This is a genomic window from Mesorhizobium sp. USDA 4775 (assembly GCF_054062655.1).
In genome coordinates, this window is sequence record NZ_JBSSFM010000001.1 from 3,845,284 (window position 1) to 3,867,533 (window position 22,250).

Consider the following 22,250-nt stretch of genomic DNA (forward strand, 5'->3'; position numbering starts at 1 on the left):
TATACCTCGCGACACGATAGAACTTGTGCATTCACGACATGGGACGGCGAGTCCCGGGCACTATCTTTCTGTTGTTGCATTGCACAAAAATACCTACATGCGGGACAGGTATCTTGCCATCAGGGTGAATGAGATGAACCAGGCCAGCCACCATGTTGTCGTCGTCGGCGCGGGGTTCGGCGGCCTCGAACTCACCCACGCGCTGGCTGGACAGCCCGTGCGCATCACCATGATCGACAAGCGCAACCACCATCTTTTCCAGCCGCTGCTTTATCAGGTGGCGACGACCGCGCTGGCGACCTCCGAGGTTGCCTGGCCGATTCGCCATCTTCTGCGCAAACGCAAGGACGTGACGACGCTTCTGGCCAACGTCGCCGGCGTCGACCGTACCGGCAAACGCGTGTTGCTCGATGACGGCAGCGCCGTCGCCTATGACACGCTGGTGCTCGCCACCGGCGCCCGTCACGCCTATTTTGGCCACGACGAATGGGAGCCTTTCGCGCCTGGCCTGAAGACACTGGAGGACGCCACCACCATTCGGCGGCGCATTCTCCTGGCCTTCGAGCAGGCCGAGCGGGAAACCGATCCCGCCAGACGCCAGGCGCTGCTGACCATTGCAATCGTCGGCGGCGGGCCGACTGGCGTCGAACTGGCCGGCACCATCGTGGAACTGGCGCACGACACCCTGCGCGGCGAGTTCCGCAACATCGACACGCGGCAAACGCGCGTGGTGCTGATCGAGGCCGGTGACCGCATCCTGGCCAATTTCGCGCCAGAACTCTCCGAATACGCCAGCAAGGCGCTCGAGCGGCTCGGCGTGACGGTCGAGCTCGGCCGGGCCGTCACGCGCTGCGACGCCGAAGGTGTCGTGTTTGGCGACAAGCAGCTGGCAGCCCGAACGATCCTGTGGGCAGCCGGCGTTGCCGCTTCGCCCGCCGCCGAATGGCTGGGTGCGAAGGCGGACCGCGCGGGCAGGGTGCTCGTCGAGCCTGACCTCAGCGTGCCCGGCAGCCGGGAGATTTTCGTCGTCGGCGACGCCGCCCTTGTGCTGCGGCCCGATGGTCGGCCGGTACCCGGCGTGGCGCCTTCCGCCAAGCAGGAGGGTCGCCACGTCGCCGCGACGATCAAGGCCAGGCTCGCCGGTGACAACACCGTGCGGCCATTCCACTACAAACATGCCGGCGATCTGGCGACGATCGGCAAACGCGCAGCCGCGATCGATTTCGGCTGGATCAAGCTCACGGGCTGGCTCGCCTGGTGGCTGTGGGGCATCGCGCACATCTATTTCCTGATCGGTTTCCGCAACCGGCTTGCGGTTTCCCTGAGCTGGCTATGGATCTACGTCACGGGCCAGCGCAGCGCCCGGCTGATCACCCAGGGCGATGACGACAAGGCCTGACTTTTCTCCACTGTCCCATTCATCCGCCCGTCATCTCTCGCTGATGGATTGATGTGCGGATGCGCGCGACTTGTTGAGTGGACTTGAGCCGAATTCGGCGCGAAGTTCGCTGCGGGCAGGGCATGTCACGTTGTCAATGAGGAGAGAACATGTCGCAACTGCTCCATCCCGTCTCCCGCCGCGGTTTCCTCGCCGGCGCCGCAGCCACAGGGGCGCTGATCGTGCTTCATCCCTTCTCCGCCCGGGCGCAGGCCAACCAGGCGCATCTTCGGATCATGGAAACCACCGACATCCATGTGAACGTGCTGCCTTATGATTACTACGCCGACAAAGCCAACGACACGATGGGCCTGTCGCGCACGGCGTCGCTGATCGACGCGGTGCGGAAGGAAGCCGTCAATTCGATCCTGATCGACAATGGCGACCTGCTGCAGGGCAATCCGATGGGCGACTACATCGCCTACGAAAAAGGCCTGAAGGACGGCGATCTGCATCCGATCATGAAAGGCATGAACCTGCTTGGCTACGAGTGCTCAACGCTCGGCAACCACGAATTCAACTATGGCTTGTCTTTCCTGGACAAGGTGCTGGCGGGCGCCAATTTCCCCTTCGTCTGCGCCAATCTGATCCGCGGCACGGAGCTTGCCGCCAACCCGCGCGACGACAAGCTCTATCTCAAGCCGTATGTGATCCTCGACAAGAAGATCAAGGATGGTTCGGGCGCCGAGCAGCCGATCAGGATCGGCATCATCGGCTTCGTGCCGCCGCAGATCATGGTCTGGGACCTCAAGAATCTCGAAGGCAACGTCAAGACGCGAGACATCGTCGAGGCGGCCAAGGCCTGGGTGCCGCAAATGAAGGAAGAAGGCGCCGACATCGTCATCGCGCTCTCGCATTCCGGCATCGACGTGAAGCAGGGCGACATGATGGAGAACGCCTCGTTCTTCGTTGCCGGTGTCGATGGCATCGATGCCGTCTTCACCGGCCACCAGCATCTGGTGTTCCCCGGCAAGAAGGACTTCCAGTCGCTCGAAGGCGTCGACACGCAGAAAGGCACGCTGCAGGGCAAGCCCGCCGTGATGGGCGGCTTCTGGGGCTCGCATATGGGTCTGATCGACCTCATGCTGGAGCGTGACGGATCGAAATGGAAGGTCGTCTCCGCGACCTCCGAGGCGCGGCCGATCTTCGAGCGCGTCGACAACAAGAACAAGCCGACTGTTCCTGACGACAAGCGCATCATCGCCGCCCTCGAACAGGACCATCAGGCGACCCTGGCCTATGTGCGCCGTCCGGTCGGCAATGACCTCCGCGCCGCTCTATTCCTATTTCGCGCTGGTCGCCGACGATCCGTCGGTGCAGGTCGTCAGCCAGGCGCAGACCTGGTACTTGAAGGATATTCTCAAAAACACGCAGTGGAAGGACGTGCCGCTGCTGTCGGCCGCTGCTCCCTTCAAGGCCGGTGGGCGCAACGGCGCCGACTACTACACCGACGTGCCGGCCGGCGACATCGCCATCAAGAACGTCGCCGACCTCTATCTCTATCCGAACACCGTGCGGGCCGTTGAGATCACGGGGGCGCAGGTGAAGGAATGGCTGGAGATGTCGGCCGGCATCTTCAACAAGATCGAGGTGGGGAAGGCCGACCAGGCGCTCATAAACACCGATTTCCCGTCCTACAATTTCGACGTCATCGATGGCGTCTCCTACAAGATCGATCTGTCGCAGCCGCCGAAATATGATGCCAAAGGCGGAGTGGCGAACGCCGGCGCCAACCGCATCGTCGACTTGATGTTCGACGGAAAACCAATTGATCCCAATCAGAAATTCGTCGTCGCGACCAACAACTACCGAGCCGGCGGCGGCGGCAATTTCCCCGATATCAATGCCTCGAAGATCATCTATGAGGCGCCGGACACCAACCGCGACGTCATCGTTCGCTACATTGTGAGCCAGGGCACGATCAACCCGTCGGCCGACGGCAACTGGTCGTTCGCACCGCTGCCGGGAACCAGCGTCGTGTTCGAGACAGGCGTCAGGGCAAAGGATTTCATTGCCGATATGAAGTCGCTGAAGATTGAACCGGCGGGCGAGGGCGAAGCGGGGTTCGCTAGATATCGCATCCTTCTCTGATCCGCATCGCACGGCGTCAGTTTGCAGGCGCCGGCGCCAGCGGCAAGGCCGTCGCGGGGGCTTGCGGGCTGATTGGCTGCGTTGGCTCGAGGGACGTGCCAGTCGGGTCGCTGGGCACGGTCAGGGGCGACATACCGGCCGGAGTGTGCACCTCGTGGATGGTCGAGGTTGGCGTGTTGTCGATGAGATCGCTCGCACCAGGCGTCAAGGCTGGGCTGAGGCTGCGGCCCAGCGGATCATTCATGACTGTTGGTGGAACTACGCGCCGTGCTTCGGCAGCGGACAGGGCGGCAAGCAGGATGGCAATGGCGGTGACAGTTCGCTTCAAGGAAGCCTCCTATGATCAGAGGCGCTCGGCGTTGGGTTGGGCGCGGGCGTCGGATGCGTCGAAACGATAGCCGCGTGATCCCGGTTTCATCACGTTCGCATCAAGAGGTTGCGATCGAAGGGGGTGAAGGGGCACAACAGCGGGCCGGCTGGCCTAGGATGCAAAACGCTGCTTGATCACAGGCATGACGCGATCCAGCGCATCCGTGGAAATGCCGCCGGAATAGCCATCCGGCAATTGGTTGATGAGTTGGGGATCGTCCAGCCCTTGCGAAAAACCGCCGCCCGAATAGGGGCCGAGTAGGTAGACGCGCGTGTCGACGTCCTGCATGCGGTCGAGAAAACGGTCGGGCCAACCCCACATCCATTTGGCGACGTTGATGGGGATCAGCAATATGCCCTGGCGGCAGGCATCCGGAACATATCCGCTCCACCCCAGCGCGGCGTATCGTGCGATGCATTGCGTGAGCGACGCCCGGCTCAGCGTATGCATGTCCGGCAGCGCCGCCTTGACCGCGGCAATCGGCTTGTCGCCGCCATAGACCGAAAGGTAGCCGCGCTCCGCGGGCGTCAGCTTGGCGAGCCAGTCAGCCACCGCCTCGCCTTCATGGGGATCGTTGCTCTTGACGTTGATGTTGAAGCGGCGAGCCGGGAAGTGCGACAGGACCTCGTCTAGCGACGGCATCATACCGATCCCCTTGCCGCGAAACGGGTAGGTCTTGCCGCCATCGGCCGTGTAGCCGTAGCCGATGTCGAGCGTCTTCAACTCGGTCATGGAATGGCCGCGGGTCTCGCCTTTGCCTTCGGTCCGGCAATCCAGCGTCCAGTCGTGGAAGACAGCGAACTTGCCGTCCGTCGTCGGGTGGACATCGAGTTCGAGCGCGTCCGCGCCAAGCGCGAAGGCAGCTTCCATCGAGGCGATCGTGTTCTCGAGGTGGGCATGGCGCGGCGGCAGCATGCGACTGGCCGTGCATGTGTCGGACCCAAGATCCGTGCGGTCGAAATCCTGGGCAAGACCGCGATGGGCAAGTACTGCCGGAAAGCCGGCAGGACGGCTCGACAGCAATGAGCTGTTGTTGAGCCAGATACCTCCCAAGGCGACGGTGACGCACGTGAAGAAGATAGTCCGTTTGCGCATGATTTTTCGATTCGCCTGTCCCGGGCGACATCCTGCTTGAGGATCGGACTTTTTGACGGCGGTCACAGGGCGATGTCGAGATCAGGCCCGACATCGGCAGTTCGTGGCGACCTAGGCCTTGTAGACCACTTGCCGCACATCGATGTAGCTGGCGCGGAAACCGGCTTCGCAATAGTGCAGGTAGAACTCCCAGAGCTTCTTGAAGCGATCGTCGAAGCCGAGCGGCACGATCTTCTCCCAGGATCCCCAGAAACGGTTGCGCCATTCGGCGAGCGTGCGCGCATAGTCATCGGGAAACACGCGCTCGCGCAGATGCGCAAGGCCATGATCCTTGCCGAGCGACTTCAGGATCGACGGTGTCGGCAGCATGCCGCCCGGGAACACATACCGCTGGATGAAATCCGGCCTGGCGCGATAGGTGTCGTAGGCGCCTCGTTGATGGTGATGATCTGCAGGCCCGCAGTGCCGCCGGGCCTCAGGCAGGACTTCATCTTCGAGAAGAACACAGGCCAGTATTTCTCGCCGACCGCTTCGAACATCTCGATCGAGGCGATGCGGTCGTAAGTTCCCGTTTCGTCGCGGTAATCCTGCAGCTTGATGTCGACCTTGTCGGCAAGTCCCGCCTTGGCGATGCGTGCCTTGGCGAAATCGTGCTGTTCGCGGCTGATCGTCAGCCCGGTCACGCGGCAGCCGATTTCGCGCGCCGCGAATTCGGCAAAACCGCCCCAGCCGCAGCCGATCTCCAGCACATGATCCTTTCGGCCGATACCCGTGTCCCTGGCCAGCGCCCGATATTTGGCGGCCTGGGCGCTCTCCAGGTCGTTGGCGCCATGCGTGTAGAGCGCCGAGGAATAGGTCATGCTCGGGTCGAGCCATTCCTTGTAGAAGGCGTTACCGAGATCGTAATGCGCGGAGATGTTGCGCTTCGAACCGGTGCGTGTGTTCTCGTTGAACCAGTGGCGGATGCGCTGGACGGTGTTGATGAGCCAGCTGGCGCCGCCGGCGACGCGTTCGCCGATCGCCGAATTGACCACGAACAATTCCAGGAAACTGGTGACGTCAGGGCTTTCCCAATCGCCGTCCATGTAGGATTCGGCAACGCCGATCGTGCCGCCGGAAAAGGCGCGGCCTGGCAGGCGCCAGTTCTTGAGCACCAGCTCGGCGTCCGGGCCGGGTCCCTTGCCGCCAACCAGAACGGCTCGGCCATCCGGCATCCTGACCTTGAGCGAACCGCGCGGCAGGTTCATCGCCGCCGACAGCACCATGCGCGCCTTGGCCGGCAGGCCCTTGACGATCTCGGCGAAATTGAACTCGTCGAGCCTGACCGCTTCGCCCGGCGCTACGCTATGATGGTCCCCGTCTGCCATTTCATGCCCCTGGATTTCCGTGGTGCCGGCGCAAATTGCCGGGTCACGGTTCTCTTGGATCATTCGCCAGGTTCGAACGTCTTGCCTGGTCCCGGGAGCTCCCAGTGCTTCCCAGTGAATGCCTGCCACAATCTTCCACGTGATGAGGGGGAACTTCAAGAGGCAGGCCACTGGCTGGGCTGTGCCACGTGGCATCTGGGCCTTGCGTAATGCTGCTGTCCACAATCAAAAACGTCTATGGCCGCCGCAGCGCATGTGCGATAGCTTTAGCCATGCGTTATGTAATCGTCATTGCGGCAATCGCGTTCTTCCTGATCTGGGACGGTCTCTACAATCAAGGCCGGTATCTCGACATTTCGGTCAGGGAGCTCAACCACGTCGTGCGTTACGTCACCGGCAAGGCCTGAATATCCCGCCCGAAGAGAGCAACCTGGCGCGTCGTGCGACGTGCCCGTTGCTGCTTGATCAGGTCCCGCACCGTTGAGGCGCGTCGCAAAGACGCGTGGCGCCATGAACGGTTGACGCGAGGAAACCGCCGTCACAAAAGACCCCGGCATTCAGATCGAGGAGGCGGGATTGATCCGGCATATCGTTTTCTTCAGCGCACGGCGCAAGGAGGATGTGGAGGCAGTGCGCAGCGGGCTGCTGGAGCTCGGCAACATTCCTCATTCCAGTCTCTTCGAGGTCACTTTGAACACCAAGGTCGACCCGCTGTCGGACGAAGTTGATGTCGTCGTCTACGCCGAATTTCCCGATGACGCGGCGCTGGCCGCCTACAAGGCGCATCCGCTCTATGCGCAGACCACAGCCAAGGTCAAACCTTTGCGCGAACTGCGCTATTCCGCCGATGTCGTGGCCGGCAGCTGATCCCGGGCGCGGTTCTGGATCTCGACAAGTCCCGGCGGCCGCCGAGGGGAAATGGCCTTGAACCGCTCTTTGGAATGATGCACACCGCGCCTGATGACCGACAGACCAACCACCGGCACGCATCCGCTTGACCATCTCGTTCTGCCGACCGGGAGCCTCGAGGTGGCGCGAGCCCGGCTCGCTGCGCTGGGCTTCGTCGTCGCGCCGACCGGTATCCATCCCTTTGGAACGGAAAACTGCTGCGTTTTCCTCGCTGACGGCACCTATCTGGAGCCGCTCGCGATCGGCAATGAACAGGCGGCGATCGACGCGACGGCCGCCGGCAACGTCTTCGTCGCGCGCGACCGCCTCTATCGCGACAGCCGCGGCGATGAGGGGTTTTCGGCTGTGGTCCTGGGGACCGACAATGCCGATACCGACCATGCACGCTTTGTCGACGCCGGTCTGTCGGCGGGAGACACACTGAGCTTTTCGCGCGCTTTCACTGATACGTCGGGCAAGAGCGATACCGCATCGTTCAAGCTCGCCTTTGCCGCGACCCGTGGAGCACCCGACGCGTTCCTGTTCGCCTGCCAGCGGATCAATGCGCCAAAGGTGGACCGTGCGGCCTTGCAGGCTCATGCCAACAGAGCCAGCGGAATCCTCGAGGTGGTGGCGGTCAGTGACCAGCCTACCGAACAGAGCAGGCTGGTTTCCGTGGCGGTGAACGATCCTGCCGGCGCTAAGGACGGCGCGTTTCTCCTGCCGAATGCAACCTTGAGCGTGCTTGACCCCAAATCTTTCACCGCTCGCTTTGGCATCCCGGCGGGTTCATCCACAAAGCTCCGCTTCGCCGCGATCGTCTTTGCGGTCCGCAGCATCGATGCCGCGTCGAGCCTGCTTGCAGCCAATGCTATACAGCACGATATAGCAGGCGCTGATATTGTCGTGCGGCCGGCATCCGGACAGGGCGCGGCTTTCATCTTCCGGGAGATACAATGAACAAGCCCCAAGTGCCCAATTCGATGGCGCCCAATTCGTCGGTAACGGTCGGTAATGTCGTCTTCGACAACAAGGCGGCCTTGGCGCTGATCGCCGGCCCGTGCCAGTTCGAATCGCGCCAGCATGCCTTCGACATGGCCGGTGCGCTGAAGGAGCTGACGGCCAAGCTCGGCATCGGCCTCGTCTACAAGACCAGCTACGACAAGGCCAACCGCACCTCGCTGTCGGCAACGCGCGGCGCTGGCATGGATGCCGCACTTCCGGTCTTCGACGAATTGCGCAAGGAATTTTCGCTTCCCGTGCTGACCGATGTCCACACCGAGGAACAGTGCGCGATCGTCGCGCCGCATGTCGATGTGCTGCAGATCCCGGCCTTCCTGTCGCGCCAGACCGACATGCTGGTCGCCGCCGCGAAAACCGGCAAGGTCATCAACGTGAAGAAGGGGCAGTTCCTCGCGCCCTGGGACATGAAGAACGTGGTCGCGAAGATCACCGGTTCGGGCAACGCCAACGTTCTGACCACCGAGCGCGGCGCGTCCTTCGGCTACAACACGCTGGTGTCTGATATGCGCGCTCTGCCTGTCATGGCCGAGATCGGCGCGCCGGTGATCTTCGACGCCACGCATTCGGTCCAGCAGCCGGGCGGGCAGGGCGGCTCGTCTGGTGGCGAGCGCCGCTTTGTCGAGACGCTGGCTCGTGCGGCCGTCGCCGTTGGCGTCGCCGGTGTCTTCATCGAGACCCACCAGGATCCCGACAATTCGACGTCTTCCGATGGGCCCAACATGCTGCCGCTGAAGGATATGCCGGCGCTCCTGGAAAGGCTGATGGCTTTCGACCGGATCGCGAAGGGCCGCTGAGCCGGCGCTTCCTGCCTGTGCTTGTGGTTGCGAGGGACCGGTTGTACGCTTGGCCGGCAAATGAGCGTTTTGGCAGGAGGAAGCCAATGTCCGTCGCCCGCGTCACCGAAATCACCTCGTCGTCGAAGAAGAGCTTTCAGGACGCCATCGAGAAGGGAATCGCCCGCGCGGCGAAAACCCTCAAGAACGTGGAAGGCGCCTGGATCCAGGATCAGAAGATCGTCGTCGAGGACGGCAAGATCGCTGCCTATCGCGTCAACATGAAGGTGACTTTCATCCTCGCGGAGTGATTGGTCGCCGCCGAAAAACTCGGGAACTTTCACCCGCGCCCCTCATTGTCAAAGCAGAGTTCAACGACAATGAGGAGCAGACCATGACAACCCAGACAGGCCACACCGAAGCGATTGCCGCTTCGCGCGTCATCGGCACGTCCGTCTACAACAACGAAGGCAAGAGCATCGGCAGCATCGAGGACATCATGCTCGACAAAACGTCGAACGGCATCATGTTCGCGGTGATCGGCTTTGGCGGCTTTCTCGGCATCGGCGAGAAGTACCACGCCGTTCCCTGGGCCAGTCTCGACTATGATGAGGACAAGGGCGGCTATGTCGTGCCCTTCTCCAAGGAGCAGCTGAAGGCCGCACCCGCCTATTCGATCAACGAACTGGCCGGCGCGGACGGCGAGGCGGCGCGCGATGCATCCTATGAGTACTACAAGGTCACGCCCTACTGGCATTGAGGCAACCGCAATAAAAAGGGCCTCGTTTCGACGAGGCCCTTTTTATTCAAAGGCAACGCTATTTGCTGAGGTGCAAAGCCGGCAAGGGCTCGAAAGCCTTCGGTGGCGATTGCTGTGTGTCGCACGACGTCAGGAACGCCGCCGCGATCAGGAACAAACTCACGATACCGCTCAACTCTGACATGGCGAAACTCCTCATGTTTCGCCCCGCGCGACAACAGCCATAACCCGAAATGCATGTCCGGGCGCATGACTTATGATGACAGAAATTTGCGCTTCGTGAATCGGGGAGGCGGCACTATTCGGCCATGGCCGGATTGCCTTTTGCGTCGCTTTGGCTAAGACGGGCGCGACCTTTCGTCAGATCAATCGGGGACATCGCAATGACCGCCATCATCGACATTGTCGGACGTGAAATCCTGGACAGCCGTGGAAACCCGACCGTCGAGGTCGATGTCGTACTCGAAGACGGTTCGATGGGCCGCGCCGCGGTGCCGTCGGGCGCCTCGACCGGCGCCCATGAAGCCGTCGAGCTTCGCGACGGCGGCGCCCGCTATCTCGGCAAGGGCGTGCTCAAGGCCGTGGAGGCGGTCAATGGTGAGCTGTTCGAGGCGATCGGCGGCATGGAAGCTGAGAACCAGATCCATATCGACCAGACCATGATCGAGCTTGACGGCACGCCCAACAAGAGCCGGCTCGGCGCCAATGCCATTCTCGGCGTTTCGCTGGCGGTCGCCAAGGCCGCTGCTGACGCCTCCGGCCTGCCGCTTTATCGCTATGTCGGCGGCACCAAGGCGCACATCCTGCCCGTACCGATGATGAACATCATCAATGGCGGCGCCCATGCCGACAACCCTATCGACTTCCAGGAATTCATGATCCTTCCGTTCGGCGCGCCGACTTTGCGCGAAGGCGTGCGCTGGGGCTCGGAAATCTTCCATACGTTGCGCAAGAAGCTGAAGGATGCCGGCCACAACACCAATGTCGGCGACGAAGGCGGCTTTGCCCCGAACCTGAAGAGCGCGCCTGTGGCGCTCGATTTCATCATGGAATCGATCGAGAAGGCCGGCTTCAAGCCGGGCGAGGAAATCGCGCTCGGCCTCGACTGCGCCGCCACCGAGTTCTTCAAGGACGGCAACTACGTCTATGAAGGCGAGAAGAAGACGCGCGATCCCAAGGCCCAGGCCAAGTACCTCGCCAAGCTCGCCGCCGACTATCCGATCATCTCGATCGAGGACGGCTTGGCCGAGGACGACTGGGAAGGCTGGAAATACCTGACCGACCTGATCGGCAAGAAGACGCAGCTGGTCGGCGACGACCTTTTCGTCACCAACACAGCGCGCCTGCGCGACGGCATCCGCATGGGCGTTGCCAATTCGATCCTGGTCAAGGTCAACCAGATCGGCTCGCTAACTGAAACGCTCGATGCCGTCGAGACCGCGCACAAGGCCGGCTACACCGCTGTCATGTCGCACCGCTCGGGCGAAACCGAGGATTCGACCATCGCCGATCTCGCCGTCGCCACCAATTGCGGGCAGATCAAGACCGGTTCGCTGTCGCGCTCCGACCGCATGGCCAAATACAACCAGCTGATCCGCATCGAGGAAGAGCTTGGCAAGCAGGCGCGTTACGCCGGCAAGTCGGTGATCAAGGGCTGATCCGAAACATTGAGCTCGGATACTGCACGAAGGGCGGGATCATTCCCGCCCTTTCTCATTCGGCTTGTCGCGGGTCGGTCTCCGTAACCGTCCGTTAAGCACAATCAGGCGAAAAAGGTTCCGGGTCGTTTGAGTTTGCGGCCATGGGGAATCGGTCATGTGGACGCGTCAGCACAAGCAGAGAAACACCGGTCGGCTGATCATCCCTTCGCTTTGCGTGGTGTTCCTGGCCTATTTCGGCTTCCACGCCTATCACGGCGAGTTCGGCATCAATTCGAAATATCAGTTGGAAGCCCAGACGGTTGCGCTGCAGGCTCAGCTCGATGCGGTCAAGGCGCGCCGGATGGAACTCGAACGGCGCGTTCGGCTCATGCATGACGGCACGCTGGAGAAGGACATGCTTGACGAGCAGGCGCGCAGGGCGCTCAATCTGTCCCAGGCCGATGAAATCACCATCATGTTGCCGGCCTCATCGAAATAACTGAATTTCAGTTAATCGACAATATTTTCAATGATTTTAATCGCTTAGGCGCATGCCAGCTATGCAAATTCGTCATGGCGCAACGCTCTGACGCGTGTTAGCCTTGCATAAATCGGTGGGGAGAGCTGATCTTCCCAGGGCGGAGTTCATCCTGCCCCAATGTCCGCAAAGAGACGCCAACAGGGAGTGATGCATGGCCACCGCAGCCAGAAAAGCGCCTGCCAAATCGAAATCCGAAGGCAAATCAGGGCTTTCCGCGCCCAAGCCCGCTGAATTCACCAAGGAAGAAGAGCTTGCCGCCTATCGGCACATGCTGCTCATCCGCCGCTTCGAGGAAAAGGCCGGCCAGCTTTACGGCATGGGCTTCATCGGCGGCTTCTGCCATCTCTATATCGGCCAGGAAGCTGTCGTCACCGGCATGAAGATGGCGCTGATCGATGGCGACCAGATGATCACAGCCTATCGCGACCACGGCCACATGCTGGCCATGGAGCTTTCGCCGCGCGGTGTCATGGCCGAGCTGACCGGACGCCGTGGCGGCCTGTCACGGGGCAAAGGCGGCTCCATGCACATGTTCTCCAAGGAAAAGCATTTTTACGGCGGCCACGGCATTGTCGGCGCGCAGGTGTCGCTTGGCACGGGCCTGGCGTTCGCCAACCGCTACCGCGACAACAACAACGTTTCGCTGACCTATTTCGGCGACGGCGCCGCCAACCAGGGCCAGGTCTATGAAAGCTTCAACATGGCCTCGCTGTGGAAGCTGCCGGTGATCTACATCATCGAAAACAACCGCTACGCCATGGGCACCTCGGTGTCGCGCTCGTCGGCCGAAACCAATTTTTCGCATCGCGGCGCCTCGTTCAAGATTCCCGGCATCCAGGTCGACGGCATGGATGTGCGTGCGGTCAAATCCGCCGGCGATCAGGCGACCGAATGGTGCCGCGCCGGCAACGGGCCGATCATTCTCGAAATGCAGACCTACCGCTATCGCGGCCACTCGATGTCCGACCCGGCGAAATACCGCTCGAAGGAAGAAGTTCAGAAGATGCGCTCCGAGCATGACCCGATCGAACAGGTCAAGGCGCGGTTGACCGAGAAGAAGTGGGCGACGGAGGACGAACTCAAGACCATCGACAAGGAGGTTCGCGACATCGTCGCCGACGCCGCCGAATTTGCCCAGAACGATGCGGAGCCGGATCCGTCCGAGCTCTGGACCGATATCGTATTGTAAGGGGAGAGCCAGGACATGCCGATCGAAATTCTCATGCCCGCTCTCTCGCCGACCATGGAAGAGGGCAATCTTTCCAAGTGGTTGAAGAACGAGGGTGACAAGGTCGTAGCCGGCGACGTCATCGCCGAGATCGAGACCGACAAGGCGACGATGGAAGTCGAAGCCGTCGATGAAGGCACGCTTGCCAAGATCGTGGTGCCCGCCGGCACCGAAGGCGTCAAGGTCAACGCGGTGATTGCCGTGCTCGCGGTTGAAGGCGAAGACACCGACAAGGCCGGCGAAGGCATCGGCGAAGAGCCCGCCAAGGCTGAAACGGCTGCACCGGCGCCAGTTGCGGCCAAGGGCGAGGCCTCCGCACCAGTAGCGGCGGCGCCGAAGACCGAGGTTGCCGCAGACCCGGATATCCCCGCGGGCACCGAAATGGTCTCGACCACGGTACGCGAGGCGCTGCGCGATGCCATGGCCGAGGAAATGCGCCGCGACGGCGATGTCTTCGTCATGGGCGAGGAGGTTGCCGAATATCAGGGCGCCTACAAGATCACCCAAGGGTTGCTGCAGGAGTTCGGGCCGCGTCGCGTCGTCGACACGCCGATCACCGAGCATGGGTTTGCCGGCGTCGGCGTCGGTGCGGCGATGGCCGGGCTGAAGCCGATCGTCGAGTTCATGACCTTCAACTTCGCCATGCAGGCGATCGACCAGATCATCAATTCGGCCGCCAAGACGCTTTACATGTCCGGCGGCCAGATGGGCGCTCCGATCGTGTTCCGCGGACCGAACGGGGCTGCCGCCCGCGTTGCCGCTCAGCACTCGCAGTGCTACGCCGCGTGGTACAGTCACATTCCTGGCCTGAAGGTCGTGATGCCGTATACCGCTGCGGACGCCAAGGGCCTGCTCAAGGCCGCGATCCGCGACCCGAATCCGGTTATCTTTCTCGAGAACGAAATCCTCTACGGCCAGTCCTTCGATGTGCCGAAGCTTGATGATTTCGTGCTGCCGATCGGCAAGGCCCGCATCCACAAGCAAGGCAAGGACGTCACCATCGTCTCCTTCGGCATCGGCATGACCTATGCGGTCAAGGCGGAAGCCGAATTGCGCGGCATGGGCATCGATGCCGAGATCATCGATCTGCGAACCGTCCGTCCGCTCGACCTCGACACCATCATCGCTTCGGTCAAGAAGACCAACCGGCTGATCGTGGTCGAGGAAGGCTTCCCGCAAAGCTCGGTCGGCGACCATATCGCCAACCAGGTGTCGCAGCGCGCCTTCGATTTCCTCGACGCGCCGGTCATCACCATTGCCGGCAAGGATGTGCCGATGCCTTATGCGGCCAACCTCGAAAAGCTGGCTTTGCCGAATGTCGGCGAGGTCATCGAGGCGGTCAAAGCCGTCACGTATCGCTGAACCGGCCGGGAGGACAAAATGCCAATCAACATCACCATGCCGGCGCTCTCGCCCACGATGGAAGAGGGCAATCTGTCGAAGTGGCTGGTCAAGGAGGGCGATAAGGTTTCGCCGGGCGATGTCATCGCCGAGATCGAGACCGACAAGGCGACGATGGAGGTCGAGGCCGTCGACGAGGGCACGGTGGCCAAGCTCGTCGTTCCCGCCGGCACCGAAGGCGTCAAGGTCAATGCGCTGATCGCCGTGCTTGCGGCCGAGGGCGAGGATGCGGGCGCCGCCGCAAAAAGTGGTGGCGGTGCCGCACCGGCGAAAGCCGAAGCGCCGAAGGCGGACGCTCCCAAGGCTGAGGCACCAAAGGCTGAGGCGCCAAAGGCTGAACCTGCTGCCGCAGCCGCTCCGAAGGCAGAGCCGGCTCCGGTCGCCAATGGCCATGCGACTGGCGAGCGCACCTTTGCATCGCCGCTCGCGCGCCGTATCGCCAAGGAGGCCGGTGTAGATGTGTCGGCTGTGACCGGCACCGGCCCGCATGGCCGCGTGGTGAAGGCCGATGTCGATGCCGCGATTGCTGGCGGCGGCGCCAAGGCAGCTCCCGCCGCCAAGGCTCCTGCCGGCGCGCCTGCGGCCGCTGCTCCGGCGGTGAAGGCGATGTCGGACGACCAGGTGCTGAAGCTGTTCGAACCCGGCTCCTACGAGTTGGTCCCGCACGACAATATGCGCAAGACGATTGCGCGGCGGCTGGTCGAGGCCAAGTCCACCATCCCGCATTTCTATCTGACGCTCGACTGCGAACTCGACGCATTGCTGGCGCTGCGCACGCAGATCAATGCCGCCGCCCCGATGAAGAGAACCGACAAGGGCGAGGCTCCCGCCTACAAGCTGTCGGTCAACGACATGGTCATCAAGGCGATGGCGATGGCCTTGATGGCGGTGCCGGATGCCAATGCCTCGTGGACCGAAAGCGCCATGGTCAAGCACAAGCATGCCGATGTCGGCGTTGCCGTCTCGATCCCCGGTGGCCTGATCACGCCGATCATTCGGCATGCGGACGAAAAGACGCTGTCGACCATCTCCAACGAGATGAAGGACCTGGCCAGCCGCGCGCGCAGCCGCAAGCTGAAGCCGGAGGAGTATCAGGGCGGCACGACGGCGGTCTCCAACCTTGGCATGTTCGGCATCAAGGACTTCGCCGCCGTCATCAACCCGCCGCATGCGACGATCCTGGCGGTCGGCGCGGGTGAGGAGCGAGCTGTGGTCAAGAATGGCGAGATCAAAATCGCCACCGTGATGTCGGTGACCTTGTCGACCGACCATCGCGCCGTGGACGGAGCGCTCGGCGCCGAACTTCTGGTCGCCTTCAAGCGGCTGATCGAGAACCCGATGGGCATGCTGGTCTAGGAAAGGAAAGGAAAAGGCTCGTGCGGAAATTCTTCACCAGCCTTTTCGCCTTTTTCATTTCCTGGTTTGCCGGCGGTTTGGTCGCGCTCGGACTGGCCATCGCAACCGACGCGCAGGAAGAATACATTCTGGTGTTCATGGCGTCCGCGCTTGTCACCATCGTCGTGACGATCGTGTTTTTCGTCGCGCAGTTCTTTTCGAATGCACCCGCGATCATCGACTGGCTGGCCCTTTGCACCATTGTCCTGTTCGTGCTTGTCGGGCTCGGCCTGATCGGCTGGACGTTCTCGCAGCCGGTCGACAAGCGCCAGTGGGGAAGTGACCTTCCAATCGTCGCCGGCCTGGTCTTGCCAAACCTGTCCACGGTGCTGGTTCACTGGCTGTTCGTACGCTGGCGGGTGGGACGCGGATTGATGAATGCACAGGTGAACGCATGAAGACGGTGCTTTGCTACGGCGACTCGCTGACCTGGGGTTACAACGCCGAAGGCGGGCGCCATGCTCTGCAGGACCGCTGGCCAAGCGTTCTGCAGGCGTGTCTAGGCGGTGGCGTCCAGGTCATCGCCGATGGCCTGAATGGCCGCACCACGGCCTTCGACGATCATCTGGCAGGTGCCGATCGCAACGGTGCGCGGCTGTTGCCGACGGTGCTGACGACGCATGCACCGATCGATCTGATCGTCATCATGCTCGGTGCCAACGACATGAAGCCTTGGATTCACGGCAATCCGGTCGCGGCCAAGCAAGGCATCCAACGGTTGATCGACATCGTGCGTGGTCATGACTATCCGTTCGACTGGCCGGCGCCACAGATACTCCTTGTCTCGCCGCCCGTTGTAAGCCGCACCGAAAATGCCGACTTCAGGGAAATGTTTGCCGGCGGCGATGAGGCGTCGAAGCAGCTCGCCCCACAATATGCGGCGCTCGCCGACGAAGTCGGCTGCGGCTTCTTCGACGCCGGCACGGTGGCGCAAACCACACCGCTCGACGGCGTCCATCTCGATGCCGAAAACACGCGAAACATCGGCAAGGCGCTGACATCGGTCGTGCGCGTCATGCTGGAATTGTGACTGAAGGAGAAAATCCGTGGCTGAGAACTACGACGTCATCATCATCGGCTCCGGCCCCGGCGGCTATGTCACGGCGGTACGTTCCGCCCAGCTCGGCTTCAAGACGGCCATCGTCGAGCGCGAACATCTCGGCGGCATCTGCCTCAACTGGGGCTGCATACCGACCAAGGCACTGCTGCGTTCGGCCGAGATCATGCACTATTCCGATCATCTGAAGGACTATGGCCTGAAGCTCGACGGCAAGGTCAGCGTCGACACGTCGGCCGTCGTCGACCGCTCGCGCAAAGTCTCGCTGCGGCTCAATGGCGGCGTTGCCTTCCTGATGAAGAAGAACAAGGTCGACGTGATCTGGGGCGAAGCCAAGCTGTCGAAGCCGGGTGAGGTCATCGTCTCCAAGACGGCCAAGAAGCCGATGGAACCACAGCCGCCTGTGCCGAAGGGCGTCAAGGGCGAGGGCACCTACACAGCCAAGCACATCATCCTGGCGACCGGCGCCCGCCCGCGCGCGCTGCCGGGCATCGAGCCGGACGGCAAGCTCATCTGGACCTATTTCGAGGCCATGGTGCCGAAGGAGATGCCGAAATCGCTGCTGGTGATGGGCTCGGGCGCCATCGGCATCGAATTCGCTTCGTTCTATCGCACTATGGGCGCCGAGGTGACGGTGGTCGAACTGTTGCCGGCGGTGATGCCGGTCGAGGACGCCGAGGTCTCGAAATTCGCGCAAAAACAGTTCGAGAAGCAAGGCATGAAGATCATTCTCGAAGCCAAGGTGACCAAGGTCGAGAAGGGCGCCAACTCGGTCACCGCGCATATCGAGATGAAGGACGGCAAGGTCGATAAGATTACCGCCGACCGCATGATCTCGGCCGTTGGTGTCCAGGGCAATATCGAGAATCTCGGCCTTGAGGCGCTCGGCGTGAAGACGGATCGCGGCTGCGTCGTCGTCGACGGTTACGGCAAGACCAATGTGCCGGGCATCTACGCCATCGGCGATGTCGCCGGCCCGCCCATGCTTGCCCACAAGGCCGAGCATGAGGGCGTCGTGTGCGTCGAGAAGATCGCCAATTTCCCCGGCGTGCATGCCATCGACAAGCTCAAGATTCCTGGCTGCACCTACTGCAATCCGCAGGTCGCCTCCGTCGGCCTGACGGAAGCCAAGGCCAAGGCCGAAGGCAAGGATATCCGCGTCGGCCGCTTCCAGTTCGCCGCCAACGGCAAGGCGATCGCGCTTGGCGAGGACCAGGGCTTCATCAAGACCATCTTCGACAAGAAGACCGGTCAGCTGCTCGGCGCCCACATGGTCGGCGCCGAGGTGACCGAACTGATCCAGGGCTTTGTCGTGGCGATGAACTTGGAGACGACCGAGGAAGAGCTGATGCACACCATCTTCCCACATCCGACGCTGTCGGAGATGATGAAGGAGAGCGTGCTCGACGCCTATGGCCGCGCCTTGAACGCATGATAGATTCGCAGCAGGAGACTCAGCCGCGAAAGCCGCCGGAACTCGGCGGCAAGGCAGTTCGTTTCCGCATGCATTTTTACGCGCGCAAGGAGAAGGCATATGCACTTGAACGGCGTGGGCTGGATCGCAGCCATCATCATCGGCGGCCTGGCAGGCTGGTTTGCCGAAATGGTCATGAAGAGCAACACCGGCATTTTCATGAACATTATCATGGGTATCGTTGGCGCGGTCGTGTTGAACGCCATCCTGCAGGCCCTCAATTTCGGCCCGTTCGGCGTCGGCTGGACCGCCTATCTGATCACCGGCTTCATCGGTGCCTGCCTGCTGATCTGGGTCGGTCGCCTGGTGCGCCGCTAGTCGGTACCGTTCCCGGCTATGCGAAAACGGTTGTAGCGGCATGCGCCGCTGCAGCCTTTTTCTTTGTGCTGAAAAGTCCTAGATGACGATAAAGTGACGATCGCCGACGGGCGGTCGCGAGAAAAGCCAGGGTTCAGATGGTTACTGTCCTCGACACGATCGCCAACGCACCACGGCTGCGGCACCCCGAGAAGGCGCACAAGCCCGACCAGGAGGTGTTGCGCAAGCCCGACTGGATTCGCGTCAAGGCGCCGGTCTCCAAGGGCTATGCCGAGACGCGCGAGATCGTGAAATCGCACAAGCTGGTGACGGTCTGCGAAGAGGCTGGTTGCCCCAACATCGGCGAGTGTTGGGAAAAGAAGCACGCCACCTTCATGATCATGGGCGAGATCTGCACGCGCGCCTGCGCTTTCTGCAATGTCGCCACCGGCATCCCGACCGCGCTCGATCCCGATGAGCCGGCGCGCGTCGCGCATGCCGTCAAGCAGATGGGGCTGAGCCACGTCGTCATCACCTCCGTCGACCGCGACGATCTTGCCGATGGCGGTGCGCAGCACTTTGCCGATGTCATCCGCGCGATCCGCGCGGCAACGCCGTTGACCACGATCGAAATCCTGACGCCGGATTTCCTGCGCAAGGACGGCGCCCTGGAGATCGTGGTGGCGGCCAAGCCCGACGTCTTCAACCACAATCTCGAAACCGTGCCGTCGAACTATCTGAAGGTTCGGCCGGGCGCTCGCTATTTCCACTCGATCCGGCTGTTGCAGCGGGTCAAGGAACTCGACCCGTCGATCTTTACCAAGTCCGGCATCATGGTCGGCCTGGGCGAGGAGCGAAATGAAATCCTGCAGCTGATGGACGATCTGCGCACGGCCAATGTCGACTTCATGACCATCGGCCAGTATCTGCAGCCGTCGAAGAAGCACCATCCGGTGATCCGCTTCGTCACGCCCGAAGAGTTCCAGTCCTTCGAGACGATCGGCCGGACCAAGGGTTTCCTGCTGGTGGCATCGAGCCCGCTGACGCGCTCATCTCACCATGCCGGCGACGATTTCGCCCGGCTGCGCGCGGCGCGGGAAGCACAGCTTCAGAAGTCGGTCTAGCGCTGGTTGAATGCCGAAATTCGAAGCCACCCGCCGCGTCGCCCATACGCCGCAACAGATGTTTGCGCTGGTAGCCGATGTCGAGGCCTATCCGCAATTCCTGCCGCTTTGCGAAGCGCTGACGGTGCGCTCGCGCAAGGAGCGTGACGGACGTACCGTTCTCCTGGCCGACATGAGCATCGGCTACAAGGCGATCCGCGAGACCTTCACGACGCAGGTGCTTTTGAAGCCCGACGAGAACGCCATCGACGTGAAATATATCGATGGCCCGTTCAAATATCTGAGCAATGTCTGGCGTTTCGAGCCCGATGGCGCCGGCTGCGCCGTCCGCTTCTTCATCGACTATGAATTCAAGAGCCGCATTCTGGGCGCGCTGATGGGCACGATGTTCGACCGCGCCTTCCGCATGTTCGCCGAGGCTTTCGAAAAGCGTGCCGACGTCATCTATGGGGTTGCGCCGGCATGACGCTATAGTAGTGAGTCCATGCCTTATCCAAGCGCGCGCAGGCCGAGTTGCAGCGCATGTCTCACCGTCTCGTGGCGGATGAATTCGCGGCCCTTGTGGCCAAACAGCTGGCGCTCGGCGACAACCGGCTGGCCGGCCAGGGCAAGGCCGAACCAGACGAGACCGACCGGCTTGTCAGCCGAACCTCCGCTTGGGCCGGCAATGCCGGTAACGGCAAGAGAAAGGCTCGCGCGCGAATGCGCCAGCGCGCCGGCCGCCATCTCCAGGACCGTTTCGCGCGAAACAGCTCCATGCGCGTCGAGCGTTTCGGCGGAAACGCCGAGCATGTCCATCTTGGCTTCGTTGGAATAGCTGATGAAGCCGCGGTCGACCACCGCCGAGGAGCCTGCAATGTCGGTGAGCGCGGCGATGATCATGCCGCCGGTGCAGCTTTCCGCCGTCGCCAGCATGATGCCACGTTGCTGGCAGGCCAGCAGCAGGGAGTTTGCGAGTTCGGCGTTGCTCATTCCGGCACCTCGCCGGGAAACACCACGCTGGCAGTGGCGATCGCCGCAATGCCTTCTTCGCGACCGACAAAGCCGAGTTTTTCGTTGGTTGTCGCCTTGATCGAGATGCGGTCGGCGGAAATCCCCAGCATTTGCGACAGGGCCGCCGTCATCGCCTCGCGATGTGGGCCGACGCGCGGCGCCTCGCAGATCAGCGTGATGTCGGCATTGGCGATGCGTCCGCCGCGCTCGCGCACCACTTTCGCCGCGTGTTCGACGAAGATCCGCGACGCTGCACCTTTCCACTGCGGCTCGGACGGCGGAAAATGCGTGCCGATGTCGCCGGCGCCGCAGGTCGCCAGCAGCGCGTCGGTCAAGGCGTGCAGCCCGACATCGGCATCGGAATGTCCGGATAGTTTCTTGTCATGCGGAATCGCGACGCCGCACAGTGTAACGTGATCGCCGGGCTCAAAGGCGTGGACGTCGTAGCCGTTGCCGGTGCGGATGTCGGGGAAATGTGTGCGTTCGCTGGAAAGCCGCTGGTGCGCCATGGCGATGTCCCGTGCCCAGGTGAGTTTGACATTGTCCGGCGAGCCCGGAACGAGCTTGACTGGAATCTGCGCCCATTCGGCGATGGCCGCGTCATCGGTGAAGTCCAGCCTGCCTAGTTGATAGGCCTTGTCGTGTGCGGCAAGGATCGGCCCGTAGGGAAAACCTTGCGGCGTTTGCGCCGCGTGCAGCCCGCTGCGGGAAACGGTTTCCGCGACCACGCCGGCGGCCGACTCGCGCTTCAGCGTGTCCGCGACGGGCAGGGCGGGCAACGCCCCCTCGTTCTCGCCGATGGCGGCGATGGTGCGATCGATCAACTCCGCATCGACGAACGGGCGGACGGCGTCGTGAATCAGAACCTGGCCCGGCGCGTGGTCCTTCAGCGCAAGCAGCCCGAGCCGAACGGACTCCTGCCTGGTCGGTCCGCCAATGATGGCAGTGACGCGCTCAGCCTGGCTGCCCGCCGCTTGCCGGAACAATTCGTGGTCGTCGGCGTGGATGGCGACGACGACCCGGCCGGTTCGCGGATGGGCCAGAAACATCTCCAGCGTGTGCGCAATGACAGCGCGGCCGCCAATATTCTGGTACTGCTTGGGTCCGTTGGCCTGCCCGGCACGAGCGCCGCGGCCGGCGGCGACGATCACCACCGCAACCTCACCTGTCGCGCTCGAGTTTTCACTTCCGTCAGTCATGGCGATTGGCTTAGCGCACGATCCCCAAAAGTGTAATTGGTTTTCCGAAAAGATCGTGCGTCAAATATGAACTCCAAAGCCTCCTTCACACGCCAT

General features: G+C 62.2%; 22 protein-coding genes and 2 pseudogenes. 19 read left to right on the forward strand and 5 right to left on the reverse strand.

What is annotated here, in order from left to right:
* Nucleotides 1-133: 133 nt before the first annotated feature.
* Nucleotides 134-1,399 carry an NAD(P)/FAD-dependent oxidoreductase gene (locus ACVILI_RS18880; protein ID WP_240564767.1) on the forward strand — a complete coding sequence of 422 codons (1,266 nt, stop codon included), beginning with the start codon at nucleotides 134-136 and terminating at the stop codon, nucleotides 1,397-1,399.
* Between the two features lie 149 nt (nucleotides 1,400-1,548).
* A pseudogene (locus tag ACVILI_RS18885) lies at nucleotides 1,549-3,529 on the forward strand (bifunctional 2',3'-cyclic-nucleotide 2'-phosphodiesterase/3'-nucleotidase).
* 16 nt (nucleotides 3,530-3,545) lie between these two features.
* Here ACVILI_RS18885 and ACVILI_RS18890 read toward each other — a convergent pair.
* From ACVILI_RS18890 to ACVILI_RS18900, 3 genes and pseudogenes are all read right to left on the reverse strand, one after another.
* Complete coding sequence (locus tag ACVILI_RS18890; protein WP_148307372.1) at nucleotides 3,546-3,857, reverse strand: hypothetical protein; 312 nt, start codon at nucleotides 3,855-3,857, stop codon at nucleotides 3,546-3,548.
* A 153-nt stretch (nucleotides 3,858-4,010) separates the two neighbouring features.
* Nucleotides 4,011-4,994, reverse strand: coding sequence for a glycerophosphodiester phosphodiesterase family protein (locus ACVILI_RS18895; protein ID WP_038646696.1), 984 nt, complete (start codon nucleotides 4,992-4,994; stop codon nucleotides 4,011-4,013).
* A gap of 111 nt (nucleotides 4,995-5,105) precedes the next feature.
* Nucleotides 5,106-6,361: pseudogene (locus ACVILI_RS18900) on the reverse strand (class I SAM-dependent methyltransferase).
* Nucleotides 6,362-6,633: 272 nt separating this feature from the next.
* Between ACVILI_RS18900 and ACVILI_RS18905 the strand changes: the two are divergent.
* The 17 genes from ACVILI_RS18905 to ACVILI_RS18985 all read left to right on the forward strand — a co-directional run bounded on the left by ACVILI_RS18905 (nucleotide 6,634) and on the right by ACVILI_RS18985 (nucleotide 20,428).
* Nucleotides 6,634-6,768, forward strand: coding sequence for a hypothetical protein (locus tag ACVILI_RS18905; RefSeq protein WP_257784390.1), 135 nt, complete (start codon nucleotides 6,634-6,636; stop codon nucleotides 6,766-6,768).
* Between the two features lie 169 nt (nucleotides 6,769-6,937).
* Nucleotides 6,938-7,228 (forward strand): Dabb family protein, encoded by a 291-nt coding sequence (locus ACVILI_RS18910; protein WP_019858013.1) that lies wholly within the window; start codon nucleotides 6,938-6,940, stop codon nucleotides 7,226-7,228.
* Nucleotides 7,229-7,321: 93 nt separating this feature from the next.
* The gene (locus ACVILI_RS18915; RefSeq protein WP_038646701.1) at nucleotides 7,322-8,209 is read left to right on the forward strand and encodes a VOC family protein; all 888 of its coding nucleotides are present in this window, start codon (nucleotides 7,322-7,324) and stop codon (nucleotides 8,207-8,209) included.
* Entirely contained in the window at nucleotides 8,206-9,066 is an 861-nt protein-coding gene (gene kdsA / locus ACVILI_RS18920) for a 3-deoxy-8-phosphooctulonate synthase (protein ID WP_019858015.1), read from the forward strand. Before ACVILI_RS18915 ends, kdsA begins: the two co-directional genes overlap by 4 nt.
* Nucleotides 9,067-9,152: 86 nt before the next feature.
* The gene (locus tag ACVILI_RS18925) at nucleotides 9,153-9,356 is read left to right on the forward strand and encodes a dodecin family protein (protein ID WP_019858016.1); all 204 of its coding nucleotides are present in this window, start codon (nucleotides 9,153-9,155) and stop codon (nucleotides 9,354-9,356) included.
* Between the two features lie 83 nt (nucleotides 9,357-9,439).
* Entirely contained in the window at nucleotides 9,440-9,805 is a 366-nt protein-coding gene (locus ACVILI_RS18930) for a PRC-barrel domain-containing protein (protein ID WP_019858017.1), read from the forward strand.
* A gap of 383 nt (nucleotides 9,806-10,188) precedes the next feature.
* Complete coding sequence (eno, locus tag ACVILI_RS18935; RefSeq protein WP_038646703.1) at nucleotides 10,189-11,463, forward strand: phosphopyruvate hydratase; 1,275 nt, start codon at nucleotides 10,189-10,191, stop codon at nucleotides 11,461-11,463.
* A 157-nt stretch (nucleotides 11,464-11,620) separates the two neighbouring features.
* Complete coding sequence (locus tag ACVILI_RS18940) at nucleotides 11,621-11,944, forward strand: FtsB family cell division protein (protein WP_019858020.1); 324 nt, start codon at nucleotides 11,621-11,623, stop codon at nucleotides 11,942-11,944.
* A gap of 193 nt (nucleotides 11,945-12,137) precedes the next feature.
* Complete coding sequence (gene pdhA / locus ACVILI_RS18945; RefSeq protein ID WP_019858022.1) at nucleotides 12,138-13,175, forward strand: pyruvate dehydrogenase (acetyl-transferring) E1 component subunit alpha; 1,038 nt, start codon at nucleotides 12,138-12,140, stop codon at nucleotides 13,173-13,175.
* Nucleotides 13,176-13,190: 15 nt separating this feature from the next.
* The gene (locus ACVILI_RS18950) at nucleotides 13,191-14,576 is read left to right on the forward strand and encodes a pyruvate dehydrogenase complex E1 component subunit beta (protein WP_019858023.1); all 1,386 of its coding nucleotides are present in this window, start codon (nucleotides 13,191-13,193) and stop codon (nucleotides 14,574-14,576) included.
* Between the two features lie 18 nt (nucleotides 14,577-14,594).
* Nucleotides 14,595-15,971, forward strand: a complete 1,377-nt coding sequence (locus ACVILI_RS18955; protein WP_202360029.1) for a pyruvate dehydrogenase complex dihydrolipoamide acetyltransferase — start codon at nucleotides 14,595-14,597, stop codon at nucleotides 15,969-15,971.
* A 20-nt stretch (nucleotides 15,972-15,991) separates the two neighbouring features.
* The gene (locus ACVILI_RS18960; protein ID WP_038646706.1) at nucleotides 15,992-16,408 is read left to right on the forward strand and encodes a hypothetical protein; all 417 of its coding nucleotides are present in this window, start codon (nucleotides 15,992-15,994) and stop codon (nucleotides 16,406-16,408) included.
* Nucleotides 16,405-17,040, forward strand: a complete 636-nt coding sequence (locus tag ACVILI_RS18965; protein ID WP_038646708.1) for an SGNH/GDSL hydrolase family protein — start codon at nucleotides 16,405-16,407, stop codon at nucleotides 17,038-17,040. The genes ACVILI_RS18960 and ACVILI_RS18965 overlap by 4 nt, the downstream gene beginning before the upstream one ends.
* A gap of 16 nt (nucleotides 17,041-17,056) precedes the next feature.
* Nucleotides 17,057-18,502, forward strand: coding sequence for a dihydrolipoyl dehydrogenase (gene lpdA, locus ACVILI_RS18970; protein WP_019858027.1), 1,446 nt, complete (start codon nucleotides 17,057-17,059; stop codon nucleotides 18,500-18,502).
* A gap of 99 nt (nucleotides 18,503-18,601) precedes the next feature.
* Nucleotides 18,602-18,859, forward strand: a complete 258-nt coding sequence (locus ACVILI_RS18975; RefSeq protein ID WP_019858028.1) for a GlsB/YeaQ/YmgE family stress response membrane protein — start codon at nucleotides 18,602-18,604, stop codon at nucleotides 18,857-18,859.
* Nucleotides 18,860-18,996: 137 nt separating this feature from the next.
* Nucleotides 18,997-19,962, forward strand: coding sequence for a lipoyl synthase (gene lipA, locus ACVILI_RS18980; protein WP_019858029.1), 966 nt, complete (start codon nucleotides 18,997-18,999; stop codon nucleotides 19,960-19,962).
* Nucleotides 19,963-19,972: 10 nt separating this feature from the next.
* Nucleotides 19,973-20,428: a type II toxin-antitoxin system RatA family toxin gene (locus tag ACVILI_RS18985; protein WP_019858030.1), complete on the forward strand. Its 456-nt coding sequence runs from the start codon at nucleotides 19,973-19,975 to the stop codon at nucleotides 20,426-20,428.
* Nucleotides 20,429-20,451: 23 nt separating this feature from the next.
* Here the strand turns inward: ACVILI_RS18985 and ACVILI_RS18990 are convergent, their stop codons facing one another.
* Together ACVILI_RS18990 and ACVILI_RS18995 are read right to left on the reverse strand one after the other, a co-directional pair.
* Nucleotides 20,452-20,934, reverse strand: a complete 483-nt coding sequence (locus ACVILI_RS18990) for a CinA family protein (RefSeq protein WP_027046822.1) — start codon at nucleotides 20,932-20,934, stop codon at nucleotides 20,452-20,454.
* Nucleotides 20,931-22,154: a bifunctional 2-C-methyl-D-erythritol 4-phosphate cytidylyltransferase/2-C-methyl-D-erythritol 2,4-cyclodiphosphate synthase gene (locus ACVILI_RS18995; RefSeq protein ID WP_202360028.1), complete on the reverse strand. Its 1,224-nt coding sequence runs from the start codon at nucleotides 22,152-22,154 to the stop codon at nucleotides 20,931-20,933. Before ACVILI_RS18995 ends, ACVILI_RS18990 begins: the two co-directional genes overlap by 4 nt.
* Between the last annotated feature and the right edge of the window lie 96 nt (nucleotides 22,155-22,250).

Coding starts and splice junctions, on each gene's coding strand:
- lipA (WP_019858029.1), top strand. CDS start 18,997: ATGGTTACTGTCCTCGACACGATCGCCAACGCACCACGGCTGCGGCAC.
- ACVILI_RS18950 (WP_019858023.1), top strand. CDS start 13,191: ATGCCGATCGAAATTCTCATGCCCGCTCTCTCGCCGACCATGGAAGAG.
- ACVILI_RS18955 (WP_202360029.1), top strand. CDS start 14,595: ATGCCAATCAACATCACCATGCCGGCGCTCTCGCCCACGATGGAAGAG.
- pdhA (WP_019858022.1), top strand. CDS start 12,138: ATGGCCACCGCAGCCAGAAAAGCGCCTGCCAAATCGAAATCCGAAGGC.
- ACVILI_RS18990 (WP_027046822.1), bottom strand. CDS start 20,934: ATGAGCAACGCCGAACTCGCAAACTCCCTGCTGCTGGCCTGCCAGCAA.
- ACVILI_RS18995 (WP_202360028.1), bottom strand. CDS start 22,154: ATGACTGACGGAAGTGAAAACTCGAGCGCGACAGGTGAGGTTGCGGTG.
- ACVILI_RS18915 (WP_038646701.1), top strand. CDS start 7,322: ATGACCGACAGACCAACCACCGGCACGCATCCGCTTGACCATCTCGTT.
- ACVILI_RS18930 (WP_019858017.1), top strand. CDS start 9,440: ATGACAACCCAGACAGGCCACACCGAAGCGATTGCCGCTTCGCGCGTC.
- kdsA (WP_019858015.1), top strand. CDS start 8,206: ATGAACAAGCCCCAAGTGCCCAATTCGATGGCGCCCAATTCGTCGGTA.
- ACVILI_RS18925 (WP_019858016.1), top strand. CDS start 9,153: ATGTCCGTCGCCCGCGTCACCGAAATCACCTCGTCGTCGAAGAAGAGC.
- ACVILI_RS18895 (WP_038646696.1), bottom strand. CDS start 4,994: ATGCGCAAACGGACTATCTTCTTCACGTGCGTCACCGTCGCCTTGGGA.
- ACVILI_RS18975 (WP_019858028.1), top strand. CDS start 18,602: ATGCACTTGAACGGCGTGGGCTGGATCGCAGCCATCATCATCGGCGGC.
- eno (WP_038646703.1), top strand. CDS start 10,189: ATGACCGCCATCATCGACATTGTCGGACGTGAAATCCTGGACAGCCGT.
- ACVILI_RS18880 (WP_240564767.1), top strand. CDS start 134: ATGAACCAGGCCAGCCACCATGTTGTCGTCGTCGGCGCGGGGTTCGGC.
- ACVILI_RS18940 (WP_019858020.1), top strand. CDS start 11,621: ATGTGGACGCGTCAGCACAAGCAGAGAAACACCGGTCGGCTGATCATC.
- ACVILI_RS18905 (WP_257784390.1), top strand. CDS start 6,634: ATGCGTTATGTAATCGTCATTGCGGCAATCGCGTTCTTCCTGATCTGG.
- ACVILI_RS18965 (WP_038646708.1), top strand. CDS start 16,405: ATGAAGACGGTGCTTTGCTACGGCGACTCGCTGACCTGGGGTTACAAC.
- ACVILI_RS18985 (WP_019858030.1), top strand. CDS start 19,973: ATGCCGAAATTCGAAGCCACCCGCCGCGTCGCCCATACGCCGCAACAG.